The 23,237-nt window shown below is 39.6% G+C and carries 25 protein-coding genes; 15 read left to right on the forward strand and 10 right to left on the reverse strand.

Annotated features, from left to right (window positions below; genetic code table 11):
- Nucleotides 1-62 precede the first annotated feature (62 nt).
- The 7 genes from tig (at nt 63) to rplA (ending at nt 5,727) form a co-directional block, all read left to right on the forward strand.
- Complete coding sequence (tig, locus tag DPV81_RS05555) at nt 63-1,361, forward strand: trigger factor (RefSeq protein WP_049384847.1); 1,299 nt, start codon at nt 63-65, stop codon at nt 1,359-1,361.
- A 145-nt stretch (nt 1,362-1,506) separates the two neighbouring features.
- Nucleotides 1,507-2,088, forward strand: coding sequence for an ATP-dependent Clp endopeptidase proteolytic subunit ClpP (clpP, locus tag DPV81_RS05560; RefSeq protein WP_049364030.1), 582 nt, complete (start codon nt 1,507-1,509; stop codon nt 2,086-2,088).
- Between the two features lie 9 nt (nt 2,089-2,097).
- Nucleotides 2,098-3,336 carry an ATP-dependent protease ATP-binding subunit ClpX gene (gene clpX, locus DPV81_RS05565; protein ID WP_049364761.1) on the forward strand — a complete coding sequence of 413 codons (1,239 nt, stop codon included), beginning with the start codon at nt 2,098-2,100 and terminating at the stop codon, nt 3,334-3,336.
- A gap of 121 nt (nt 3,337-3,457) precedes the next feature.
- The gene (secE, locus tag DPV81_RS05570) at nt 3,458-3,874 is read left to right on the forward strand and encodes a preprotein translocase subunit SecE (RefSeq protein WP_005695226.1); all 417 of its coding nucleotides are present in this window, start codon (nt 3,458-3,460) and stop codon (nt 3,872-3,874) included.
- A gap of 1 nt (nt 3,875) precedes the next feature.
- Entirely contained in the window at nt 3,876-4,433 is a 558-nt protein-coding gene (gene nusG / locus DPV81_RS05575) for a transcription termination/antitermination protein NusG (protein WP_005695227.1), read from the forward strand.
- Between the two features lie 171 nt (nt 4,434-4,604).
- A complete protein-coding gene (rplK, locus tag DPV81_RS05580) occupies nt 4,605-5,033 on the forward strand; it encodes a 50S ribosomal protein L11 (RefSeq protein ID WP_005695228.1) in 429 nt (142 codons plus the stop codon).
- Between the two features lie 4 nt (nt 5,034-5,037).
- Nucleotides 5,038-5,727 carry a 50S ribosomal protein L1 gene (gene rplA / locus DPV81_RS05585; RefSeq protein WP_005695230.1) on the forward strand — a complete coding sequence of 230 codons (690 nt, stop codon included), beginning with the start codon at nt 5,038-5,040 and terminating at the stop codon, nt 5,725-5,727.
- Nucleotides 5,728-5,884: 157 nt separating this feature from the next.
- On the opposite strand, the gene DPV81_RS05590 is transcribed toward rplA, so the two are convergent.
- The 7 genes from DPV81_RS05590 to eno form a co-directional block, all read right to left on the reverse strand.
- Nucleotides 5,885-7,030, reverse strand: coding sequence for an iron-containing alcohol dehydrogenase (locus DPV81_RS05590; RefSeq protein ID WP_111387168.1), 1,146 nt, complete (start codon nt 7,028-7,030; stop codon nt 5,885-5,887).
- Between the two features lie 48 nt (nt 7,031-7,078).
- The gene (locus DPV81_RS05595) at nt 7,079-8,260 is read right to left on the reverse strand and encodes a glutathionylspermidine synthase family protein (protein ID WP_111387170.1); all 1,182 of its coding nucleotides are present in this window, start codon (nt 8,258-8,260) and stop codon (nt 7,079-7,081) included.
- Nucleotides 8,261-8,262: 2 nt separating this feature from the next.
- Complete coding sequence (locus DPV81_RS05600) at nt 8,263-8,889, reverse strand: DUF1190 domain-containing protein (RefSeq protein ID WP_165818970.1); 627 nt, start codon at nt 8,887-8,889, stop codon at nt 8,263-8,265.
- Nucleotides 8,890-8,896: 7 nt separating this feature from the next.
- Nucleotides 8,897-9,604: an HAD-IA family hydrolase gene (locus DPV81_RS05605; protein WP_111387174.1), complete on the reverse strand. Its 708-nt coding sequence runs from the start codon at nt 9,602-9,604 to the stop codon at nt 8,897-8,899.
- Nucleotides 9,605-9,612: 8 nt separating this feature from the next.
- Nucleotides 9,613-10,032, reverse strand: a complete 420-nt coding sequence (locus tag DPV81_RS05610; protein ID WP_049364023.1) for a DUF2251 domain-containing protein — start codon at nt 10,030-10,032, stop codon at nt 9,613-9,615.
- An 8-nt stretch (nt 10,033-10,040) separates the two neighbouring features.
- Nucleotides 10,041-10,679, reverse strand: coding sequence for an NUDIX hydrolase N-terminal domain-containing protein (locus tag DPV81_RS05615; protein WP_111387176.1), 639 nt, complete (start codon nt 10,677-10,679; stop codon nt 10,041-10,043).
- A gap of 71 nt (nt 10,680-10,750) precedes the next feature.
- Nucleotides 10,751-12,061 carry a phosphopyruvate hydratase gene (gene eno, locus DPV81_RS05620; protein WP_111387178.1) on the reverse strand — a complete coding sequence of 437 codons (1,311 nt, stop codon included), beginning with the start codon at nt 12,059-12,061 and terminating at the stop codon, nt 10,751-10,753.
- Between the two features lie 365 nt (nt 12,062-12,426).
- On the opposite strand from eno, the gene DPV81_RS05625 reads away from it, so the two are divergent.
- A complete protein-coding gene (locus DPV81_RS05625; RefSeq protein WP_243583381.1) occupies nt 12,427-14,118 on the forward strand; it encodes a DUF4153 domain-containing protein in 1,692 nt (563 codons plus the stop codon).
- A gap of 130 nt (nt 14,119-14,248) precedes the next feature.
- On the opposite strand, the gene DPV81_RS05630 is transcribed toward DPV81_RS05625, so the two are convergent.
- On the reverse strand, nt 14,249-15,184 hold the full coding sequence (locus DPV81_RS05630) for a glycosyltransferase family 2 protein (protein WP_049384838.1): 936 nt from the start codon (nt 15,182-15,184) through the stop codon (nt 14,249-14,251).
- A 122-nt stretch (nt 15,185-15,306) separates the two neighbouring features.
- Nucleotides 15,307-16,944, reverse strand: coding sequence for a glutamine hydrolyzing CTP synthase (pyrG, locus tag DPV81_RS05635; protein WP_049384837.1), 1,638 nt, complete (start codon nt 16,942-16,944; stop codon nt 15,307-15,309).
- A 261-nt stretch (nt 16,945-17,205) separates the two neighbouring features.
- On the opposite strand from pyrG, the gene glmU reads away from it, so the two are divergent.
- The 3 genes from glmU (at nt 17,206) to ispH (ending at nt 20,125) form a co-directional block, all read left to right on the forward strand.
- Nucleotides 17,206-18,576, forward strand: a complete 1,371-nt coding sequence (gene glmU, locus DPV81_RS05640; protein WP_111387180.1) for a bifunctional UDP-N-acetylglucosamine diphosphorylase/glucosamine-1-phosphate N-acetyltransferase GlmU — start codon at nt 17,206-17,208, stop codon at nt 18,574-18,576.
- 116 nt (nt 18,577-18,692) lie between these two features.
- Nucleotides 18,693-19,184, forward strand: coding sequence for a signal peptidase II (gene lspA, locus DPV81_RS05645; protein WP_111387182.1), 492 nt, complete (start codon nt 18,693-18,695; stop codon nt 19,182-19,184).
- A complete protein-coding gene (ispH, locus tag DPV81_RS05650; RefSeq protein ID WP_111387184.1) occupies nt 19,181-20,125 on the forward strand; it encodes a 4-hydroxy-3-methylbut-2-enyl diphosphate reductase in 945 nt (314 codons plus the stop codon). The genes lspA and ispH overlap by 4 nt, the downstream gene beginning before the upstream one ends.
- Before the next feature lie 48 nt (nt 20,126-20,173).
- On the opposite strand, the gene copM is transcribed toward ispH, so the two are convergent.
- Nucleotides 20,174-20,545, reverse strand: coding sequence for a CopM family metallochaperone (copM, locus tag DPV81_RS05655; RefSeq protein ID WP_111387186.1), 372 nt, complete (start codon nt 20,543-20,545; stop codon nt 20,174-20,176).
- A gap of 131 nt (nt 20,546-20,676) precedes the next feature.
- On the opposite strand from copM, the gene rdgB reads away from it, so the two are divergent.
- The 4 genes from rdgB to focA all read left to right on the forward strand — a co-directional run bounded on the left by rdgB (nt 20,677) and on the right by focA (nt 23,209).
- Nucleotides 20,677-21,276: an RdgB/HAM1 family non-canonical purine NTP pyrophosphatase gene (gene rdgB, locus DPV81_RS05660; RefSeq protein WP_111387188.1), complete on the forward strand. Its 600-nt coding sequence runs from the start codon at nt 20,677-20,679 to the stop codon at nt 21,274-21,276.
- 38 nt (nt 21,277-21,314) lie between these two features.
- Entirely contained in the window at nt 21,315-21,632 is a 318-nt protein-coding gene (locus DPV81_RS05665) for a heavy metal-binding domain-containing protein (RefSeq protein ID WP_005695251.1), read from the forward strand.
- Between the two features lie 145 nt (nt 21,633-21,777).
- Nucleotides 21,778-22,140: a helix-hairpin-helix domain-containing protein gene (locus DPV81_RS05670; protein WP_111387190.1), complete on the forward strand. Its 363-nt coding sequence runs from the start codon at nt 21,778-21,780 to the stop codon at nt 22,138-22,140.
- Nucleotides 22,141-22,354: 214 nt separating this feature from the next.
- Nucleotides 22,355-23,209 carry a formate transporter FocA gene (gene focA, locus DPV81_RS05675; protein ID WP_049364775.1) on the forward strand — a complete coding sequence of 285 codons (855 nt, stop codon included), beginning with the start codon at nt 22,355-22,357 and terminating at the stop codon, nt 23,207-23,209.
- Nucleotides 23,210-23,237 lie beyond the last annotated feature (28 nt).

Raw genomic sequence — 23,237 nt, forward strand, 5'->3', positions numbered from 1 at the left:
TTTACAAACAATAACGTGTTCGGTGTGGTTTTTACCGAGTGCAACATTAATTGAGGTTACAAATGTCATTAAATATTGAAACAACTCAAGGTTTAGAGCGTCGCGTGACGATCACCGTTCCAGCTGAAGCTGTAGAAAAAGCAACTCGTGAAGAATTCAAACGTGCAGCAAAAAATGTACGTGTTGATGGTTTCCGTAAAGGTCACGTGCCAGCTCACATCATTGAACAACGTTTTGGCGCATCAATCCGTCAAGATGTATTAAATGATTTATTACCACGTCATTTCTTTGACGCAGTAATCGCTGAGAAAATCAACATCGCAGGTCGTCCAACTTTCGCTATCGAAACGTTTGAACCAGGTAAAGATTTATCATTCACTGCAACTTTCGAAGTGTACCCAGAAGTTGAATTAAAAGGCTTAGAAAACATCAAAGTTGAAAAACCAACTGTTGAAATCACTGAAGCTGATATCGATAAAATGATCGATGTATTACGTAAACAACAAGCAACTTGGGCTGAAAGCAAAGCAGCAGCGAAAGCAGATTCTCGCGTAACAATCGACTTCGTTGGTTCAGTAGATGGCGAAGAATTCGAAGGCGGTAAAGCAACTGATTTTGTTCTATTCATGGGTCAAGGCCGCATGATTCCTGGTTTTGAAGAGGGCATCGTAGGTCACAAAGCAGGCGAGCAATTTGATATCAATGTGACTTTCCCAGCGGAATACCATTCTGAAAACTTAAAAGGTAAAGATGCAAAATTTGCGATCACCTTGAAAAAAGTAGAAGAAATGGAATTACCAGAATTAACAGATGAGTTCGTTGCTAAATTTGGTCCAAACACCAAAACTGTGGCAGATTTACGTGCAGAAATCCGTAAAAACATGGAACGTGAATTGAAAAACGCATTAGTTTCTCGCGTTAAACAACAAGTAATCAACGGTTTAATCGAACAAAACCCAATTGATGTTCCAGCTTCTGCTGTAGAAGAAGAAATCAATGTGTTACGTAACCAAGCAGCACAACGTTTCGGTGGCAATGCACAACAAGCAGCACAATTACCACGCGAATTATTTGAAGCAGATGCAAAACGTCGTGTTCAAGTTGGTTTATTATTCTCTGAAGTGATCAAATCAAACGAATTGAAAGCGGATGAAGAACGTGCGAAAGCAATGATCGCAGATATCGCTTCTGCTTACGAACAACCAGCTGAAGTAGTTGAATATTACAGCAAAAATGAAGAGTTAATGAACAACATTCGCAACGTAGTATTAGAAGAACAAGCCGTTGATGCCGTTCTTGCTAAAGCTCAAGTGACTGAAAAAGCGTCTTCATTTGATGAGATCATGAATCCACAAGCATAATAATTGATATAACGTGAATTAAATTCACAGGTATATCATCGAAAAGTGCGGTTGTTTTTTTCAATGAAAAGCGACCGCATTTTTGTTTTTACTGATTTTCGGGTAGAATATTGCCCGATTTTTTAGCACATATTTAGGGGCAAAAATGAGTGTAATTCCTATGGTTGTCGAACAAACCTCTCGTGGTGAACGTTCGTACGACATTTATTCCCGCCTATTAAAAGAGCGCGTGATCTTCTTAAGTGGTGAAGTAGAAGATCGTATGGCAAACTTGATCGTGGCACAGCTACTTTTCTTAGAATCAGAAGATCCGAAAAAAGACATCAATATTTATATTAACTCACCAGGTGGTTCGGTAACTGCGGGTATGGCAATTTACGATACCATGCAATTTATTAAACCGGATGTGCGTACCCTTTGTATTGGTCAAGCGTGCTCAATGGGCGCATTTTTACTAGCGGGTGGTGCGGCAGGAAAACGTGCGGCATTACCGAATGCTCGTGTGATGATTCACCAACCGTTAGGTGGTTTCCGTGGACAAGCATCAGATATTCAGATCCACGCTCAAGAAATTTTAAAAATTAAACAAACCTTAAACGAGCGTCTTGCTTTCCATACTGGTCAAAGCATTGAACGTATCGAAAAAGACACAGATCGTGATAACTTTATGTCGGCAGAAGAAGCAAAAGCTTACGGCTTAGTGGACGATGTGTTGATTAAACGTTAAGGATTTAACATGACAACAAATGATAACGATCTTCACTGTTCTTTCTGCGGAAGAGAAAAAAGTGAAGTAGGTAAATTAATTGCGGGTACAGATGGTTATATTTGTAACGAGTGTATCGAGCTTTGCCACAGTATGTTAGAAGACAGTGGAGAAATCGAAACACCTAGCGAACTGGCAGTTGAAGAAAAATTACCAACACCACACGAAATTCGTGCACACTTAGATGATTATGTAATTGGGCAAGATTATGCGAAAAAGGTCTTGTCAGTGGCGGTTTACAATCACTATAAACGCTTACGCACGAATCACCAAAGCAATGATGTGGAATTAGGTAAAAGTAACATCTTGTTAATTGGTCCAACTGGTAGCGGTAAAACCTTATTAGCTCAAACCTTGGCGCGTCGTTTAAATGTACCTTTTGCTATGGCCGATGCGACGACGTTAACTGAAGCAGGCTATGTGGGCGAAGACGTGGAAAATGTTCTACAAAAATTATTGCAAAACTGCGATTACGATACAGAAAAAGCAGAGCAGGGCATTATCTATATTGATGAAATTGATAAAATCAGCCGTAAATCAGAAGGTGCGTCTATTACTCGCGATGTGTCTGGTGAAGGTGTGCAACAAGCCTTATTAAAATTAATTGAAGGCACTATTGCGTCTGTGCCTCCACAAGGTGGACGTAAACATCCTCAACAAGAAATGTTGAAAGTGGACACCTCAAAAATCCTCTTTATTTGTGGTGGGGCATTTGCTGGCTTAGATAAAATCATCGGTAAGCGTACACAAACTGATACCGGAATTGGTTTTGATGCTAAAGTAGAGAAGGAAGAAGATAAAGAAAATCTTTCTGAATTATTCCGTCAAGTTGAGCCGGATGATTTAATGAAATTTGGTTTGATTCCAGAATTTATTGGTCGTCTTCCAATGATTGCGCCATTAAGCGAATTAGATGAAGAAGCATTAATTCAGATCCTTACTCAACCGAAAAATGCACTGACCAAACAATATCAAGCATTATTTGGCTTAGAAGATGTAGAGCTTGAATTCACGCCAGAAGCATTAAAAGCGATGGCGAAAAAAGCTCTTGAACGTAAAACCGGTGCGCGTGGTTTACGCTCAATCGTTGAGGCTGTATTGTTAGATACGATGTATGATTTACCTTCAATCGAAAACTTGAAAAAAGTGATTGTGGATGAAGAAACCATCGTTGATAACAAACCACCAAAACTCGAATATAAAAATTAACAGAAAGTGCGGTTGTTTTTTCTGACATTTTTCATAGGCAATTCCGAAAGAAAATGCTACAATCGCACGTTCTGAAATTAATCTAAAAATTATTTATCCCTTATTTTATACGGATTCAATTATGGCAACTGAAATTGTTGAGAAAAAGAAACACGACCAAGAACAAGTCGTAGAAGGAAAATCAAAAGGCTTAAACACGCTTCTTTGGATTCTTTCTGTGGCATTTTTTACCGCAGCAGCAATTGGTAACGTTTATTTTAAAGAAGCCTTTTCTTTACCTGTGCGTGTAGTTGGCGTAGTTGTCGCCTTATTAATTGCCTTTGGTTTCGCTGCAATTACCAACCAAGGTACAAAAGCTCGTACATTCTTTAGCGAAGCAAAAGTTGAAGGTCGTAAAGTGGTATGGCCAACTCGTGCAGAAACACGTCAAACAACTTTAATCGTTATTGCAGTAACGGTGCTTACTTCTTTATTCTTCTGGGCAATTGATTCAATTATCATTGCATTGATTAACTTCTTAACTGATTTGAGATTCTAAAATGAGCGAAACTGAAAACGTATCCAAAAAACGTTGGTATGTATTGCAAGCATTCTCAGGCTTTGAGAGTCGTGTTGCAATCACATTGCGTGAATATATCAAACAACAACAAATGGAAGATCAGTTTGGCGAAGTGTTAGTGCCGACTGAAGAAGTCGTTGAAAACGTAGCAGGTAAACGTCGTAAAAGTGAACGTAAATTCTTCCCTGGCTATGTATTAGTTGAAATGGCAATGAATGATGACACATGGCACTTAGTGAAAAGTGTACCACGTGTAATGGGCTTTATCGGGGGGACACCAGATAAACCAGCACCAATTTCTAAACGTGAAGCGGATTTAATTTTAAATCGTTTAGAGCAAAGTGCTGAAAAACCACGTCATCGTAAAGAATATCAACCAGGTGAAGAAGTGCGTGTGACAGAAGGTCCATTCGCAGACTTTAATGGTACGGTTGAAGAAGTAGATTACGAAAAAGGCCGCTTAAAAGTATCAGTATCGATCTTCGGTCGTGCAACACCAGTTGAGCTTGAATTTGGTCAAGTGGAAAAAACACGTTAATTTCCCTTTTCCAAAATAAGAAATTTAATGACCGCACTTAAAAAATAAAGTGCGGTTGTTTTTCGAGTAGTTTTTCTGCTTGAAATTTCGAGGCTGATTAATTAAAATACAGCCTTTCATTAACAGGGGAGCCGATTTCGGCGTTATCACCCATTTAGAGGAAACTAAAAAATGGCAAAAAAAGTCCAAGCATACGTTAAGTTGCAAGTTGCAGCTGGTATGGCAAACCCATCACCACCAGTTGGTCCTGCATTAGGTCAACAAGGTGTGAACATCATGGAATTCTGTAAAGCATTCAACGCTCGTACTGAGAGCATTGAAAAAGGTTTACCAATTCCAGTTGTTATCACTGTATATGCAGACCGTTCATTTACTTTCATTACTAAAACTCCACCAGCAGCAGTATTATTGAAAAAAGCTGCAGGTATCAAATCTGGTTCTGGTAAACCGAACAAAGATAAAGTGGGTAAAGTAACTTTAGATCAAGTTCGTCAAATCGCTGAAACTAAAGCAGCAGATATGACTGGCGCGACTATCGAAACTAAAATGAAATCAATTGCTGGTACTGCTCGCTCAATGGGCTTAGTGGTGGAGGAATAATACGATGGCTAAATTGACTAAAAAAATGAAAGCAATCAAAGCTGGCGTAGATTCTACTAAAGCATACGAAATCAACGAAGCAATCGCGTTATTAAAACAATTCGCAACAGCTAAATTCGTTGAAAGTGTTGACGTTGCAGTAAACTTAGGTATCGATCCTCGTAAATCAGACCAAAACGTTCGTGGTGCAACAGTATTACCACACGGTACTGGTCGTGAAGTACGCGTAGCTGTGTTCACCCAAGGTGCTAACGCAGATGCAGCTAAAGAAGCTGGCGCTGATTTAGTCGGTATGGAAGATTTAGCAGAGCAAATCAAAAAAGGCGAAATGAACTTTGACGTTGTTATCGCTTCTCCTGATGCAATGCGTGTTGTTGGTCAATTAGGTCAAGTATTAGGCCCACGTGGTTTAATGCCAAACCCTAAAGTTGGTACCGTAACACCAAACGTTGCTGAAGCAGTTAAAAATGCTAAATCTGGTCAGATCCGTTATCGTAACGATAAAAACGGTATCATCCACACAACAATTGGTAAAGCAAACTTCTCTGAAGTTCAATTAAAAGAAAACCTTCAAGCATTATTGGCTGCTTTAAACAAAGCAAAACCAACTACTGCAAAAGGTATCTTTATCAAGAAAGTAAGCATCTCTACAACTATGGGTGCTGGTGTGGCTGTTGATCAAGCTTCACTATAATTAAGCGTTAAAACTTAATTCAAATTAACCGCACTTTGGGTAACTAAAGTGCGGTTATTTTTTTGTGTTCTTTTCAATAAAGTGAAATATTGAGAATATAAAAAGAGCGGTCAAATTTCATTATATTTTGAATTTGACTGCTCTTTCTTATGAGAGATTACTTCGCTAAAGCGAAAATGGCTTCAATAGCTTCTTTAGTATACGTTTTTTCCACTTTCGCTCTGATAGCGGTTTGAACCGCATTATCGACAATTTCAGATAAGGTTTTATCATCAATGCCAAGTTGTTCAAGGCGAGTTGGTGTGCCGATTTTATCAAACCAGGTTTTTAAAGCTTGAATACCCTCTTCAGCATTATCTAGGCCAAATATTTCTTTAGCAAAGCGTTTGAATTGAGCAGGTCTTTGAGATTGATACCATTGCATCCATGCAGGCATAATCACAGAAAGCCCAGCTCCATGTGGCACATCTGAAATCGCACTCATGGAATGCTCAATCATATGATTTGGGAAACCGTAAGGTGAGATACCTAAATGCGTTAAACCATTTAACGCAAGTGTAGCCGCCCAGGCAAATTCACCACGTGCATTGAGATCTTGTGGGTCATTAAGCAAGATTTCCGTGGTGCGAATAACGGTTTTAATATTGCTTTCTACTAAGAAATCAATAATTTCAGGGCGATATTCCGCCGTGAAATAGGCTTCAATCGAATGAGCAATAATATCTGCAGCAGAATACACTAAATAATCACGGCTGACAGTCGCTTGTAATTTCGGATTAATGACTGATACTTTTGGGAATAAATGATTGCTATGAATCGAATATTTTTGCTGTGTTTCTTCATTGGTAATGACTGAGCCCCAGTTCATTTCACTGCCTGTTGCCGCAAGGGTGATCACATCGAAAATCATTAATGCTTTTTGCACCGGTGTGCCTTTAAAGAAATCCCAAGTATCGCCGTCATAGCATGCACCAGCCGCGATCGCTTTTGCACTATCAAGGCAAGATCCACCACCGATACTCAACACACTATCTGCACCGAAGGCTTTCGCCATTACAACGGCTTCACGGACTTTGCTGATTGTCGGGTTGCTTTTTACCCCACCACATTCAATATATTCAATTCCCTGCTCACGCAAGCTTTTCGCCACATCTTCAAATAAACCGGATTGTTTGACACGCTCACTGCCATAGATAATTAAGGCCTTTTTTGCACCGTATTCGTGCATATATTTCCCCATCTCTTTTTCTTTATCGAGGCCAAATTCAATGCGAGTAGGGTTTTGAAAACTAAATGGATACATATTTATCTCCTTATTATCTGTTAAGTGCGGTCAGTTTTTGCGTTGTTTTTATTCCACAAAGTAATGCGGAATGAAGTGGCTATCATTGCCGGTAACTGGGGTAAAATCTTCTCTTAATCCAATGCCACAAGCCACATCACCCACTACCCAAGAACCAATCATAGGGTACATGCCATCAAAATTTGGCAGTTCAAATTTTTGTTGATAGATGTAACCTGCTTGATCGTAAAAGGCAGAATGTTCGCTACCTTTGGCGGCAAATTCTAGACCATTACGTTTTTCATAGTAAAAAACATTCGCGCCCTCACGGCCTAAGGTTGGTTTTTTCACCCATATTGATTGGCGATCTGTAATATCATGCTTGCTAAAGTAAGCGGGTAGTAATAATGGATGATTTGGATGTTTTTGCCATAATTTCGCCAATAGCACTTTATTGCTTAATAGTAATTTCCACGCCGGTTCAATAAAGGTGGTGGATGAGTTAAGCATGTGTGGTGCATATTCTGTCGTGGTCATCCATTCAAGTGGGTAGAGCTTAAATAAACAATCAATAGGTTGATTATTCAGATCGAGGAATTGCTGACTGTCTTTATCGTAACCCACGTCTTCAATAGCAAGCTGATGAATATGCCAACCTGCGTTGTAAGCCACATCCGCTAGGTAATCGATATTGCCCCAATCTTCACGGCCTGCTTCTTGCATGGCACTAAAATGGAAATCTTTTAATCCAGTTTGCTGTTGAATAAACTGAAAGCGATTAAGCAATTCTTCGTGAATCCAATTGAATTGGTCACGATGCGCTAAGCCTTCAATTTGCTCTAACCATTGCCATTGCACCACGGCAGCTTCAAGCAGGGAAGTTGGGGTGTCGGCATTGTATTCAAACATTTTGAGGTTTTCACCGTCATAACCAAAATCAAAACGGCCATATAAGTGCGGTACGTTTTTAGACCATGTTTGTTCAATCAGATTTTTCTGTAAATCGGTGAAGCGATAATAGGCATAATCACCTTGTTTGATTTCATCGGCAACAAAATCCATACACATCGCATGCAATTCGTTGGTGGCGTCTTCAATACGATCGATTTCCGCTAGGGTAAATTCATATGCTACATTGTCCGACCAATAATGGGAGCCATCAGAGGAAGGCAGGTTATAGTAATCAAAGCCCACATCTAATAATTGTTGCACCATATTGGGGCGAGTAGGAAAGCCTGTGATTCGTTTCATATTTAACCGCCTGAGCTACGGCTACTACTTGAGTTAGAACTTTTAAAGCCACCGCGTGAAACTGGTTTGCTGTAAGTACTGCCTGCATTGCCTTTAACTAATACGGGCTTACCGACAGAACGATTAGTTTGCGGTTGAATAACTTGACCCGTTGGCGTTGAGACGGCACGATTGCTTGGATTGTAACTAGGGCCTAAAAATGAGCCCATCGTACGCGCGATCATATAGCCCATTGCTGCACCTGCAATCGCACTACCCATACTGCCGTGTCCTTCTCCTGTTGCTGAGCTAGTGTGGCTTGCTCCCTCTGTGCTGCTTGAATTGCCAGAATGAGTTGCACCATCAGGATTTAAGGTTTGTTTAACGGTCTGATTGTCTTCTGACCATTCACTATTATTGCTTGGACGTGTATTTAAATTGCCCGAGAGAGAGGAACCAGATCCAGCATGTGCAGTTGTGCCGCTGTTATTTTCATTAGATTGGTCAGCTTCGCACAATTCAATTTTTTGCCAATCGGCTAAACAATCCTCAAGGCTATTATAAACATCTCGTTGAACTTGCTCTTCTGAGCAACCGCCCAATAAAGCCACAATGGAAAGGCTGACGAGAATTTGATTTTTCTTTTTCATCATAGGGTTAAAGTGTTAATAATTCAGTTAAATGATTGATTTCTAATGTAGGCAAAACACTTGCTTCAGTAAATGAATTGAGGTTTTTACCCGATAAATTAATCCATACAGCTTGGCAGCCAGCTTGAATGGCGCCTTGAACATCCGTGGTTAAGTTATCACCGATATGTAAAATTTCACTCGGTTTTACGCCAAAATAATGGGCGGTTTGGTGGAACAAATCTTGATGAGGTTTCGCTCTGCCTTGTTCTCCACCACGTAAACTCAGCTGAAAGTGTTTAAATCCAATACGTGTTGCAATCACATTACCGTTAGTAATCACGCTAAGTGGGTAGCGATCTTTCAGTTGATTCACCACTTCGATGCTTTCAGTGGGGACATTAATTTTATGTCGCCATTCAATAAATTCTTCCATGGCAAGCGCTAAAGTGCGGTCAATTTCAACCGCACTTTTACCATGATGTGTCAGTAAGTTGCGTAACGTTTCGACGCGCCAGGCAATCACATCTTCAGCAATCAAGGGATCTTTCTCCGCCAATTGCCATTTCCATTCTCGCCAATATTCTGAGGTAAGATCGCTTAGTTGCGCGTGTTCTTGCACACATTGAAGAAAGCGTTCTTCGGCTAAACGAATGACATCACTGTTATCGTAAAGGGTATCATCAAGATCAAAACTCATGACCTTGAAAGGCTGAAGACCGCGGTAAAATCGCATAGTTAATCCTATTTAATCGTATTCACACCAAGCCATGCTGTCGCACGTTCATTGGTGATTTCTTCGTGTGTCCACATGCTCATTAAGTCAGGCTGAGGATGTTTGTTGGTGTTATAGCCGATCAAATGGGCAAAATCAAATACAGCATGGGGATAGCCGTTAATGAGCAATAAGGCTAAATAACCACTTTCATCCCAGCAGATTTCTAATTTACGTGCTTCGTGGTGATTGCGTGTGTTATCAACATTATAAACATGTAAGCAATCGACAACAGGCTGCGCATTTTGACGCATATCTAATGCATAAAAATAGCCGGTTTCGCCATCATCTTCAAACATTACCGCCAGATGATCATGCACAGTCGAGTGTGTGCCGACTTGTTTTGGTTGACCGAGAAAGAGTTGATCTTCGAGGGTTAAATGTAACATGGTATTTCCTAATCAAATTGTGTAGTCCAGTGACTACTATGGTGTGCTTGAAAGCAAAGTTCAACCTGTGCGGGCGTATTTTTTTCTTCATTCATTGGTGGCAGTTCACTCAACGCAAAATAGGCAGATTGCACAGTTTCACTATTTGGTTGAAATTCACCACTTAATGGTTCGCACATGACGAAGGTTTTGAGTACAGGATGCGCAAAAGGCGGAAAATTTCGTTTATGTTGTTCGTGAATAGCAATAATGAAAGTCGGTTTAACATTAAGCCCCGCTTCTTCGCGTACTTCTTTAATCGTATTACTATGAATGGTTTCTAGCACATCTATCCAGCCGCCAGGCAGTGACCAAAGTCCATCATTTTCTTGTACTAATAAAATTTTATCATCTTTAAAAATAGCTGCACGCGAGTCGATTTTAGGGGTTTGATAACCTGCCCCATTGCAGAAAAATGATTTGACGGTTTCTTTGGGTATTGCTGTTTTATAAGCGAGCATTTCAGCAGACAAATCCCGCAAGCGTTCATAGCGTTCAATATCATAGATATTTTTGCAATAAGTTAGCCCGTTTTGTGCAATGCTTTGGATTTCGATAGCCCAAGATAGCCAAGGTTCAGTAAGAAGTGAATCAGATTGTGTCTTCATAAAAACACCTTAAAAAAACACCGCACTTTTGTGCAAAGTGCGGTGAGATTTTACAGTAAATTCAGCGTGAATTACGCTTGACCTTTAACCGCTTTTAAACCTAAGAACGGAGCTGGTGTGCCAGCACGTTCTAATGCTTCTTCGATACGGATTAATTGGTTGTATTTCGCAATACGGTCAGAACGGCTCATAGAACCAGTTTTGATTTGACCTGCTGCTGTACCAACCGCTAAATCAGCGATAGTCGCATCTTCGGTTTCACCTGAACGGTGAGAGATAACTGCTGTGTAACCTGCATCTTTAGCCATTTTAATTGCTGCTAAAGTTTCAGTTAAAGAACCGATTTGGTTGAATTTGATTAAGATAGAGTTTGCGATACCTTTTTCGATACCTTCTTTTAAGATTTTGGTGTTGGTTACGAATAAGTCGTCGCCCACTAATTGAACGCGGTCGCCTAACACTTTAGTTTGGTATGCGAAACCTTCCCAGTCAGATTCATCTTGACCATCTTCGATAGACACGATTGGGTATTGTTTAGTTAATTCTTCAAGATAGTGTGTGAACTCTTGAGAAGTGAATGAACGGCCTTCGCCTTTCATTTCGTATTTGCCAGTTTCTTTGTTATAGAACTCAGAAGATGCACAGTCCATTGCTAAAGTGACGTCTTTGCCTAATACATAACCTGCTTTTTCTACAGCTTCTTTGATACATGCTAAAGCGTCAGCGTTAGATGCTAAGTTAGGTGCGAAACCACCTTCATCACCTACAGCCGTGCTCATGCCTTTAGATTTTAATACTTTCGCAAGGTTGTGGAAGACTTCAGCACCGATACGAAGTGCTTCGCGTAATGTTTTCGCACCAACTGGTTGAATCATGAATTCTTGGATATCAACGTTATTATCTGCGTGCTCACCACCGTTGATGATGTTCATCATTGGTAATGGCATAGAGTAAACGCCTGGAGTGCCGTTAAGTTCTGCGATGTAAGCGTAAAGAGGTAAACCTTTAGACGCAGCTGCTGCTTTTGCGTTTGCTAAAGATACCGCTAAGATTGCGTTTGCACCGAAGTTAGATTTGTTTTCAGTACCGTCTAAATCGATCATGATTTGGTCGATTTCAGCTTGGTTAGACGCTTCTTTACCCACTAATGCATTTGCGATAGGACCGTTTACAGCCGCAACCGCTTTTAATACACCTTTACCTAAGAAACGAGATTTGTCGCCGTCACGTAATTCTAATGCTTCACGAGAACCGGTAGATGCACCTGATGGAGCAGCTGCTAAACCAACGAAACCACCTTCAAGATGAACTTCAGCTTCTACAGTTGGGTTACCACGAGAGTCGATGATTTCACGACCAATGACTTTAACGATTTTTGCCATTTTGTTTTCCTCTGTTTAAAGTTAATTAAAATTAGTTAGGCGAACCTAAAACGGGAATATAATAAAGCAAATTTAGAAATTTGTCTTGGAAAAATGACCGCACTTTGATCTGTATCTTATTTTTCAATCAAGTGCGGTAAGTTTTTGTCTCTTTTTCGCCAATTATTTCTTTTATTTCAGTGGAATTGCCTTCAAAAGTTAGTTACAGTTGCACGAAATTTCGTATTATTTTACGACGAATTATTTATTCTTAATTGAGACTTTCTTGCATTGAAAAAGGAATCATTATGTCTCTTTCGACTTTTTTTCACCAAACCAAAACACGAATAAAATCAGCGATATCCACCCATCCGATTGAAATCTTCATGATTGCTACGTTTGCTCTTGGGATTTGGTTTGTGGATATGAATTCAGAAAAAGATCATTTAGCTTATTGGCTATTTGAGCCGATGCTGTTTGTCTTTATTTATTTATCTCGCCCTTATGCCTGGTATCGTTTTTCGTGGATTGTGCCGATTATTGCCGTTTTCACCATTTGGCAAGTGAATGATAATGCTGATTTTTATGCTTATAGCCCTAAGTTTTGGAGCGCTCAATTTATTGTATTATTGATATTATGTGGTTTTCCATTTTTCAGAAACAATCAAGCCTTTACTTATCGTAATTTTACGACGCTATATTACATCACGTCATCCATCGCTGGCTGGGGGCTCGTCTCTGGTTTGGTCGCTGCAATTTTGGCTTCAATCAGTGCATTATTTAATATTGATTTTAGTGAATGGTTTCAAAAGCATCTTTATTCCTCAATTACCGCATTTTGTCTTCCTTTATTCTTTTTGGTTTTTCAACAGCGCCAAGAAAATACAGAGATGACGCTAAATCGTAGCGTTGAAATTTTAGTAAATTTTATCTTAGCGCCCGCCTTGATGATTTTTACTGCGCTACTTTATGCTTATGTGGGCAAAATTATCTTAGCAGAGGCCTTACCCAAAGGGATGGTGTCGAATATTGCGTTGCCTTATTTAGTTGGTGGCTTAGGTGTTTACGCTTTACGTAGTATTAGTATTAAAGCAAATTGGGATGGTTTCTTTAAGTTTTTCCCATACCTTTCCATTGTGCCCATTGTACTGCTATGGTTGGCCATTGACCGTCGAATAAGTGCCTATGCTTGGACTGAACAACGGATTTATTTAGTGGCATTAGCCTCAGCGATTACGGTGGCTTATGCCATTTTAATCATCCCTAAAATTCGCCAATATCGTTTGATTTCTGTCGTTGTAATGGCCGCAATTTTTGCCATGACTTGGGTGGTGAAACCAAAAGAAATCGCTTATCAAAGCCAAACGGAACGTTTTGAGCATTTACTCACAAAGCTTAATTTATCTGATGGGCAAGGAAAAATTCGTGATGATGTGGATTTTTTTAGTCGTTTAGAAAATATGCCAGAAAACGAACGCCAAGATTGGAATGAATTAGATGATGTATCTGATTATTTAGTCCATCGTTTGGACTTAGGGCCTTATGACAGCTCTAATTATGAAGAGAAACGAAAAGCCTTTGTACGAAGATATGGTGAAAAAGCGAATGAACTGATTTCATTGGATGTTTATGAACATTCTTTCCGTATCAATGATAGCGACATTATGGCTCTGCAAAATAGTCCGGTTAGAGAAGCTGAGTTTGAATGGTCATCAATTGATGTGAGTTCATATAAAAAATGGATCCATGTGCCAGTCTATCAATTCTATCGTGTGGACGATAACAGCTCGAAAAAAGAAGAGAATGAGCCAAAAGAACGAGCCGAAGTTTGTTTTGTTGAAGAACATGATAGATATTGTACCGATATGGATCAGCATATTAAACAGGTCTTTCAACAACATCATTTAGATTCAATGAAAAAACTGGCGGAATCAGATCTTAAACTCATCCGTAAAGACTTACTAAAAATTGATGCGCCAAGTTTTGCTATCTATTTAGGTTCACTTGAAATGCAATTTAGTCAAGAAAAGGGCTATCACTACAAGGAATTAACCGTCGAAGCCATTTTTGAGAAATAGGCTGGATATGTAAAGTGCGGTGATGTTATTGCAAAAATTTGGTTAAAAATGACCGCGCTTTGAGATTAAATGAATAAAATTTCCCCAATCCTATTTAAATTGGGGAAGTAGAATGGTAGAAATCAAAGCGTTATTGAACGCATTGATATAAAAGTTTTTTCAATAATTGGATGCGTTGGTCTAAAATGCTGAACATCGTATGTCGATCTTCTCCAAATAATGAAATCTCACGAGTAGATTGAACCTTATCGTAAGCCGAAAATGCCATTTCAAACTCTTCCTTGCTGAGTTTAATGGATTTTTCGTGTAACGTTCGGCTTAGTAAGCTCACTTCTTTCAATGTTAAGTCAGGAAATAAATGGCCGATCCAGAGTTCCATCGAGTATTGAACGGCCTCGCTAATTTTTTCTTGTTTTTTACTTTCTTGTCCGGGATGTAGTCGATAAAGCAACAAGGGCTCCGGTAAATTTGCAAATTTCTTTTTGTGTAATGCGCATTGTACCCACATATGAAAATCGGGCGCTGTGGCGGTTTTGGCATAATTAATGGCGAGCACTTTGACACTAGAATGTCGCCACATTGAAGAGGGATTAATGATATTGTCACGAGCTAAAGAAAAATGTGCTTTTATATCTTTATCTAAAAGAGGAAGTGTACTCACTTTAGTCATTTTATCAGTTTGCCCATCATTAAAGAGCAGAGCATTACTTCCTAAAATATCAATTTCAGGATGCTTATCTAAATATTGAACTTGTTTTTCAAAACGGTGTGGTACACAAATATCATCGGCATCCATGCGAGCGACATATTCCACATCCATCTCTTTAAGTATATCCATAGTGAATTGCATTACGGCAGGTTCACCTTGGTTTTCAGAAAAGTGATAAACGCGTAAGCGAGCATCTTTCGCTGCATAATTCTCGAGAATCTTGCCTGTGTTATCGGTAGAATCATCATTAACCGCAAGAATACAAAAATCACTAAATGTCTGATTCACCAATGAATCTAAACATTCAGTGATAAAATTTTCTGCATTGTATGCAGGTAACATTACGGCAAGTTTCATTTTTAGTTATCCGTTATTAAATGAGTGAATAAGGCATAGATAATTTTATTCCCTATTAATACAAAGTGCGGTCAAAAACACAAGAATTTTTGACCGCACTTTTTCATCGTATTATCAACAAATTACTTTTCAGTTTTTAACTGATTTTCTCTGGCTGCTTTGACAAAGCCCTCGAATAATGGGTGACCATCACGTGGTGTTGATGTAAATTCCGGGTGGAATTGACATGCCACAAACCATGGGTGGTTCGGTACTTCAATGATTTCCACTAATTTACGATCCGCAGATAAGCCCGTCACTTTAAGACCTGCTTTTTCAATTTGTGGAAGCAGATTATTGTTCACTTCATAACGGTGACGGTGACGTTCTTCAATGGTTTCTTTGCCATATAATGCACGCGCTTTTGAACCTTCAATTAAATGGCATTGTTGTGCTCCTAAACGCATCGTACCACCGAGATCTGAATTATCATCACGGGTTTCAATGTGGCCTTCCGCATCTTGCCATTCTGTAATTAAGCCCACAACAGGTTGCTCACAGTTACGATCAAATTCAGATGAATTCGCTTTCTCAAGACCTGCAACATTACGCGCGTATTCGATTAATGCAATTTGCATCCCTAAACAAATACCGAGGTAAGGAACATTGTTTTCACGTGCATATTTTGCAGTCAAGATTTTGCCTTCTACACCGCGATAGCCAAAGCCGCCTGGTACTAAAATACCATCTACGCCTTTTAATACGTCAGTGCCTTTGGTTTCAACATCTTGTGAATCAATGTATTTGATATGCACGCTTAAACGGTTTTTCAAACCTGCGTGTTTTAAGGCTTCATTCACTGATTTATACGCATCTGGTAATTCAGTATATTTACCTACCATACCGATGGTGACATCGCCCACAGGGTTGGCTTCTTGATAAAGCACTTGTTCCCATTCAGAAAGGTCCGCTTCAGGACAGTCTAAGTGGAAACGTTGGCAGATGAATTCATCTAAACCTTGCGATTTCAATAATGCTGGAATTTGGTAGATCGAATTCACATCTTTTAATGAGATGACTGCACGTTCTGGCACGTTACAGAATAAGGCGATTTTTGCACGCTCATTTGGTGGAACCATGCGATCTGAACGGCAGATAAGCACATCTGGTTGAATACCAATCGAAAGTAATTCTTTTACAGAATGTTGTGTTGGCTTGGTTTTCACCTCGCCCGCCGTTGGGATATATGGCACTAACGTTAAGTGCATAAAAATAGTATGCTCACGTCCTACTTGCACGGCAAGTTGACGCAGTGCTTCTAAGAATGGAAGTGATTCAATATCACCCACTGTTCCGCCTACTTCCACGATAACTACATCATGGCCTTGCGCACCGGCAATCACGCGATCTTTAATTTCATTGGTGATGTGCGGGATAACTTGAATTGTCGCACCTAAATAATCACCACGACGCTCTTTGCGTAATACTTCAGAATAAATTTTACCGGTGGTGAAATTATTGCGTTTTGTCATTTTGGTACGAATAAAACGCTCGTAGTGACCTAAGTCTAAATCGGTTTCCGCCCCGTCTTGTGTCACGAATACTTCGCCGTGTTGGGTTGGGCTCATTGTACCCGGATCTACGTTGATGTAAGGGTCTAATTTCATAATAGTCACGTTTAAGCCACGTGCTTCTAAAATGGCTGCTAATGATGCTGCAGCAATACCTTTACCTAACGATGAAACCACACCGCCTGTGACGAAAATATAATTTGTAGCCATAGTGAGAGACCTAAAATGTGTTGGGATAAAAATGATTATAGCCAATCATCTTTTATGCAAATTTGTGCAGAATGCTGAAAAGTGCGGTCAAAAATAAAAGAAAAAGATGATTAGCTATCAAGACGGGAGGATAGTTTACAGGATTTGAGATTTTTATACAATCTTGTCTTGTCAGGAATGTATGAAAATTAAATGGCTTATCATATTCTCCATTCTACGATAGAATACGCCCAAAATTTTTTATAAAGAAGAGAAAAATTTATGACAAATAAAGCATTAAGCGTGGTGATTTTAGCAGCCGGTAAAGGCACTCGTATGTATTCTGATTTACCTAAAGTCTTGCACAAAGTGGCAGGTAAACCGATGGTAAAACATGTGATCGATACGGCAAATCAATTAGGTGCGGAAAACGTGCATTTGATTTATGGTCACGGTGGCGAATTAATGCGTGAGCGTTTAGCAAATGAAAGCGTGAACTGGGTGTTCCAAGCGGAACAATTGGGTACAGGACATGCTATGCAACAAGCAATGCCTTTTTTCCGTGATGATGAAAATGTTTTAATGGTGTATGGCGATGGCCCAATGATTACACCGGAAACATTGCAAAAATTAATCGATGCGAAACCTGAAAATGGTATCGCAGTGTTAACGGTCGTATTAGATAACCCAACAGGTTATGGTCGAATCGTACGTGAAAATGGCAAAGTTGTAGGGATTGTTGAACAAAAAGATGCAACGCCTGAGCAACTCAAAATTCAAGAGATTAATACAGGTGTGTTAGTTTCAGATGGTGCAAGTTTCAAAAAATGGTTAGCGCGTTTAGATAATAATAATGCACAAGGTGAGTTTTATATTACTGATGTAATTGGCTTAGCTCATCAAGATGGTTGTCCGATTGTAGCTGTTCAAGCAACTGATTTTATGGAAGTTGAAGGGGTGAATAACCGCCTACAATTAGCCAAAATGGAACGCTATTATCAACGTAAACAAGCAGAAAAACTTTTACTTGCAGGCGTCATGTTGATTGATCCAGCTCGTTTTGATTTGCGCGGGACATTAGAACACGGTAAAGATGTTGAAATTGATGTGAACGTAATTGTGGAAGGCAATGTGCGTTTGGGCGACCGTGTAAAAATCGGTGCAGGTTGTGTATTGAAAAACGTGACCATTGGTGATGATGTTGAAATCAAGCCTTATTCTGTTTTAGAAGATGCCACAATTGGTGAGAAAGCAGCGATTGGCCCATTCTCTCGTTTACGTCCAGGTGCTGAATTAGCGGCTGAAACCCATGTGGGCAACTTTGTGGAAATTAAAAAATCTACAGTAGGGAAAGGTTCTAAAGTAAATCACCTCACTTATGTGGGTGATACAGAAATCGGTGAAAACTGTAACATTGGTGCGGGCGTGATTACTTGTAACTATGATGGTGCCAATAAATTTAAAACAATCATCGGTAACAATGTTTTTGTTGGTTCGGATACGCAGTTAGTTGCACCAGTTACTGTAGCCGATGGCGCAACGATCGGTGCGGGCTCAACGATTACTCAAAATATTGAGAAAGATGAGTTGGTGATCACTCGTGTGCCACAACGTCATATTCAAGGTTGGCAAAGACCGGTGAAGAAAAAATAATTAACATTGAAAGGCGAACCAATGTGTTCGCCTTTTATGATTTGATGCCTTTTACTTTATAAAGGTTGTTCGAGTTGCTAAAATCATCGTCCATTTATAAAGACAGATAATTTCCTATGACAAAAAATAAAACAGGACTTTCATTCCTTTGGCTAAGTGCGGTCGCATTTATCCTTGATTTACTGACCAAATATATTGTGGTACAGCGCTTTGATCTCTATGAAAGCGTGAACATATTGCCCGTTTTTAATTTAACTTACGTACGAAATTACGGTGCGGCATTTAGCTTTTTAGCTGATCATGATGGTTGGCAGAAATATTTCTTTATCGTGCTCGCAATTGGGATTTCTTTAATGCTGGCTTACTTTATGAAAAAGAATTCGGCAGAACAAAAATTACAAAACTCAGCTTATGCGCTGATTATTGGCGGTGCGTTAGCCAATATGGTGGACCGTGTGTATAACGGTTTTGTGGTGGACTTCTTAGATTTTTATTGGGATATTTATCATTATCCGGTATTCAATGTGGCAGATATTGCGATTTGTATTGGTGCGGGTTTATTAGCATTAGATGCCTTTAAAGGTGATAAAAAGAGCGGTCAAAAATGAAGATAATTTTAGCCAATCCTCGCGGATTTTGCGCAGGTGTCGATCGAGCCATTAGCATTGTTGAATTAGCGCTTGAAATTCATGGCGCACCGATTTATGTGCGCCATGAAGTGGTGCACAACCGTTTCGTGGTAAATGGTTTGCGTGAGCGTGGAGCGATTTTTGTGGAAGAACTGAGCGAAGTGCCTGATGGCGCCATTGTGATTTTCTCTGCTCATGGTGTGTCACAAGCCGTTCGTCAAGAAGCGAAAGATCGTCAGTTAAAAGTGTTTGATGCAACTTGCCCGTTGGTAACCAAAGTTCATATGCAAGTGGCTCGTGCGAGCCGTAAAGGGACGAAAGCGATTTTGATCGGTCACAAAGGCCACCCAGAAGTGGAAGGCACCATGGGGCAGTATAATAATGCCGAAGGTGGCATTTTCTTAATTGAAAGCGTGGAAGATATTGCGCGCTTGCCGGTTCAAGAAAATGATGATTTAACCTTTATGACACAAACCACACTTTCTCTTGATGATACGGCAGAAACTATCAGTGCATTGAAAGATAAATATCCTGCGATTCAAGGCCCGCATAAAAACGATATTTGCTATGCCACAACTAATCGTCAAGAAGCAGTGCGTGAATTAGCGAAACAGTGTGATTTAGTGGTGGTTGTAGGCTCTAAAAACTCATCGAATTCTAATCGTTTAGCTGAGTTGGCATCGCGTATGGGTGTGAAATCAAAATTGATTGATGATCCAAATGATGTAGCGGCAGATTGGTTTGAAGGTGTTGAAACAATTGGCGTAACAGCAGGTGCATCAGCACCAGAAGAGTTGGTGCAATCCGTGATTGCTCGATTAAAAGAATTTGGTGCGGATAGTATCGAAGAGCTTAAAGGCTTAGAAGAGAATATGTTCTTTGAAGTGCCAAAAGAGCTACGAATAAAAGAAGTAAACTAATTCTATTAAAAAAGTGCGGTTAATTTACCGCACTTTTTTTGTGTTATTTTATTTTTTATTGTGCACTTTAAGCCATTTTTGCATTTGTTCAATTTCTGCCTGTTGAGCGTTAATAATATTCTCAGCAAGCTTACGCATCTCAGGATCTTTTCCGTATTTTAATTCAACTTCCGCCATTTTTACTGCGCCAATATGGTGTGGCAACATACCTGCTGCAAAAGCAACATCAGGATCTTTATATTGCGCAGCTGCCATCATGTCTTGATTCATTTGATTCATACCTTGCATTAATTCTTGTTGCATTGCAGAATCTGTCGACATTGACATATTCATGTGTGCTTGATGTGGTTGTTCATTAGCTTGGGCATAAATTGAAACTGCAGCAGCGCTAAGTGTGATAAAAGTCATAAGTTTTTTCATGTTTTTCTCCTATGTGATAACTGAATGAGCACGAATCATAAACTTTAACCTAAGGTTAAGGTCAATATTTATTCCGAAAATTTTTGGTGAGATGCTAAAATAAGACAATGTTTGATATGAGGGACAGAATCATGAAACAAAAAATTGTGCTTGCCACAGGTAATAAAGGCAAAGTAAAAGAAATGGCGGATGTATTAGCCAATTTCGGTTTTGAAGTGATTGCTCAAACGGATTTAGGCATTGAAAGTCCAGAGGAAACAGGCTTAACGTTTGTTGAAAATGCCATTCTGAAAGCACGTTATGCATCTGAAAAATCAGGTTTACCGGCTATTGCAGATGATTCTGGTCTTGTGGTGGATGCGTTAAATGGTGCGCCTGGATTATATTCTGCTCGTTATGCAGGTGTGGATGGTGACGAAGCTGATGCGAAAAACCGAGAAAAATTATTGGCAGAATTAGCCGATGTACCGACTGAACGTCGCCAAGCAAAATTTGTGAGCACGATTGTGTTATTACAACACCCAAGTGATCCTTCTCCGATCATTGCTCAAGGTGAATGTGACGGGCAGATTATTTATGAAGAAAAAGGTGAAAATGGCTTCGGTTACGACTCGCTCTTTTTTAGCCCTGAAAAAGGCTGTACCTTTGCCGAATTAGAAACCGTAGAGAAAAAGAAAATTTCTCATCGTGCGAAGGCATTAGCTGTTTTAAAATCAAAATTAACCGCCTAAAGTGCGGTTGATTTTTAACGAGAATTAAAGGATACAAAATGATTATTACCACTACACCTAATATTGAAGGTAAACAAATCGTAGAATATAAACAAGTTGTCTTTGGAGAAGTGATTGCAGGGGCAAACTTCATACGTGATTTTTTTGCGGCTATTACCGACGTGATTGGTGGGCGTTCTAGTGTTTATGAGCGTCGAATTAGTCGTGCACGCCAAGATGCCTTGAAAGAGTTGGAGGAAAAAGCGATTGCTTTAGGGGCAAATGCCGTGGTTGGCGTAGAGATTAATTACGCAACAGTAAGTAATAAAAGTATGTTTATGGTGATTGCAAGTGGCACGGCAGTGGTAGTGCGCTAAGGTCGTTTTTTCATTTACTTAAATGTAATTTTTGCGATCAGGATCGCAAAAGTGCGGTCAATTTCTTGCGTGTTTTCGGTGTTTCTTAAAAATGTCGCTGTTGATATGAATCAACGGTACTTATTTGTTAATAAAGGGCATTTTTATGAAATTGATGAAACATTTATTTAGTTCATTATTTATTGCAGGCGCGATGTTGAGTACACAAGCAATTGCAGAAGAAAAGACAGCAGAGCAGGCTCAACCGCAAACGCAAGTGCAGCAACAAACTGCTGTGCAAGCACCATCACAAACTGTACAACAAACGGTGAGTGATAAATTAAATATCAATACCGCTAGCGCATCAGACATTCAAAAAGCACTGATTGGTATTGGGGCGAAAAAAGCAGAAGCCATTGTGCAGTATCGTGAAAAACACGGTAATTTCACTGTGGCAGAACAACTACTTGAAGTACAAGGCATTGGCAAAGCCACACTAGAGAAAAACCGAGATCGTATCGTGTTTTAATGTTGTTATTTTTATATGAAAAGCGGAATAGTGATATTCCGCTTTTTTTATTTTTTGAGCAGAAAATTTACCAAAACTTGCAAAATATCAAATTTTTTTGGAATAAGTCGGGGATTTCTTGCAATGGTTTTATAAGAGAGTAGAATACCAAACGGGTATAGGAATACCTATGTTGTAGTATAAGAAATAATAAACCAACTATTTGGAGTTAGATATGGCATCAGAAAATTTAAATCAATCTTCTGTTGCTCTCACACCAGTTGAAGCAACGGATTATGCTGAAAGCGTCGCTGCGTATAAAGCGCAAAAACGCCCATTTTTATCATTTCTGTCTGGTATTAGTGCTGGGGCTTGTATTGCTTTAGCCTTTGTATTCTATACGACGACACAAACAGCAAGCGCAGGAGCGCCTTGGGGATTAACCAAGTTAGTCGGTGGGTTAGTCTTCTCTTTAGGCGTAATTATGGTGGTAATTTTAGGATCTGAATTATTCACCTCTTCTACTTTAACCTTAGTTGCCCGCGTAGGCGGTAAGATAACCACAGCTCAAATGATCCGAAATTGGATTGTGGTGTATTTGGGCAACTTTGTGGGCGGTTTATTTATTGCTGCAGTGATTTGGTTTGGGGGACAAACCATGGCAGCAAATGGTCAATGGGGTTTAACCATTTTGGCAACCGCTCAACATAAGATTCATCATACTTGGTTTGAAGCATTTAACCTTGGTATTTTATGTAACATTATGGTGTGTGTAGCGGTATGGATGTCTTATTCCGGTAAAACTGTTACAGACAAAGCATTTATTATGATCATGCCGATTGGTTTATTTGTCGCATCAGGTTTTGAACACTGTGTGGCAAATATGTTTATGATTCCACTAGGCATTATCACAGCTCATTCTAGTACGCCAGAATTTTGGCAACAAATTGGTGTGGATCCAATGAAATATGCAGATTTAGATCTCTATCATTTCATTGTGAAGAATTTGATTCCAGTAACGTTAGGAAACATTGTGGGTGGTGCGGTTTGTATCGGCTTATTCCAACGTTATTTAACCAAAGCTCACTAATGTACTAACGAACTAAACAAGACTTATT

Source organism: Haemophilus parainfluenzae, from assembly GCF_003252795.1.
Taxonomy (GTDB): domain Bacteria; phylum Pseudomonadota; class Gammaproteobacteria; order Enterobacterales; family Pasteurellaceae; genus Haemophilus_D; species Haemophilus_D parainfluenzae_K.

Excerpts from the sequence above, each read along its gene's own strand:
- copM (WP_111387186.1), bottom strand. The coding sequence starts at position 20,545 with ATGAAAAAACTTATGACTTTTATCACACTTAGCGCTGCTGCAGTTTCA.
- nusG (WP_005695227.1), top strand. The coding sequence starts at position 3,876 with ATGAGCGAAACTGAAAACGTATCCAAAAAACGTTGGTATGTATTGCAA.
- pyrG (WP_049384837.1), bottom strand. The coding sequence starts at position 16,944 with ATGGCTACAAATTATATTTTCGTCACAGGCGGTGTGGTTTCATCGTTA.
- DPV81_RS05610 (WP_049364023.1), bottom strand. The coding sequence starts at position 10,032 with ATGTTACATTTAACCCTCGAAGATCAACTCTTTCTCGGTCAACCAAAA.
- DPV81_RS05670 (WP_111387190.1), top strand. The coding sequence starts at position 21,778 with ATGAAATTGATGAAACATTTATTTAGTTCATTATTTATTGCAGGCGCG.
- ispH (WP_111387184.1), top strand. The coding sequence starts at position 19,181 with ATGAAGATAATTTTAGCCAATCCTCGCGGATTTTGCGCAGGTGTCGAT.
- clpP (WP_049364030.1), top strand. The coding sequence starts at position 1,507 with ATGAGTGTAATTCCTATGGTTGTCGAACAAACCTCTCGTGGTGAACGT.
- lspA (WP_111387182.1), top strand. The coding sequence starts at position 18,693 with ATGACAAAAAATAAAACAGGACTTTCATTCCTTTGGCTAAGTGCGGTC.
- DPV81_RS05665 (WP_005695251.1), top strand. The coding sequence starts at position 21,315 with ATGATTATTACCACTACACCTAATATTGAAGGTAAACAAATCGTAGAA.
- focA (WP_049364775.1), top strand. The coding sequence starts at position 22,355 with ATGGCATCAGAAAATTTAAATCAATCTTCTGTTGCTCTCACACCAGTT.
- rplA (WP_005695230.1), top strand. The coding sequence starts at position 5,038 with ATGGCTAAATTGACTAAAAAAATGAAAGCAATCAAAGCTGGCGTAGAT.
- DPV81_RS05590 (WP_111387168.1), bottom strand. The coding sequence starts at position 7,030 with ATGTATCCATTTAGTTTTCAAAACCCTACTCGCATTGAATTTGGCCTC.
- DPV81_RS05605 (WP_111387174.1), bottom strand. The coding sequence starts at position 9,604 with ATGCGATTTTACCGCGGTCTTCAGCCTTTCAAGGTCATGAGTTTTGAT.
- rdgB (WP_111387188.1), top strand. The coding sequence starts at position 20,677 with ATGAAACAAAAAATTGTGCTTGCCACAGGTAATAAAGGCAAAGTAAAA.
- DPV81_RS05595 (WP_111387170.1), bottom strand. The coding sequence starts at position 8,260 with ATGAAACGAATCACAGGCTTTCCTACTCGCCCCAATATGGTGCAACAA.
- secE (WP_005695226.1), top strand. The coding sequence starts at position 3,458 with ATGGCAACTGAAATTGTTGAGAAAAAGAAACACGACCAAGAACAAGTC.
- tig (WP_049384847.1), top strand. The coding sequence starts at position 63 with ATGTCATTAAATATTGAAACAACTCAAGGTTTAGAGCGTCGCGTGACG.
- DPV81_RS05625 (WP_243583381.1), top strand. The coding sequence starts at position 12,427 with ATGATTGCTACGTTTGCTCTTGGGATTTGGTTTGTGGATATGAATTCA.
- glmU (WP_111387180.1), top strand. The coding sequence starts at position 17,206 with ATGACAAATAAAGCATTAAGCGTGGTGATTTTAGCAGCCGGTAAAGGC.
- rplK (WP_005695228.1), top strand. The coding sequence starts at position 4,605 with ATGGCAAAAAAAGTCCAAGCATACGTTAAGTTGCAAGTTGCAGCTGGT.
- DPV81_RS05600 (WP_165818970.1), bottom strand. The coding sequence starts at position 8,889 with ATGAAAAAGAAAAATCAAATTCTCGTCAGCCTTTCCATTGTGGCTTTA.
- eno (WP_111387178.1), bottom strand. The coding sequence starts at position 12,061 with ATGGCAAAAATCGTTAAAGTCATTGGTCGTGAAATCATCGACTCTCGT.
- clpX (WP_049364761.1), top strand. The coding sequence starts at position 2,098 with ATGACAACAAATGATAACGATCTTCACTGTTCTTTCTGCGGAAGAGAA.
- DPV81_RS05630 (WP_049384838.1), bottom strand. The coding sequence starts at position 15,184 with ATGAAACTTGCCGTAATGTTACCTGCATACAATGCAGAAAATTTTATC.
- DPV81_RS05615 (WP_111387176.1), bottom strand. The coding sequence starts at position 10,679 with ATGAAGACACAATCTGATTCACTTCTTACTGAACCTTGGCTATCTTGG.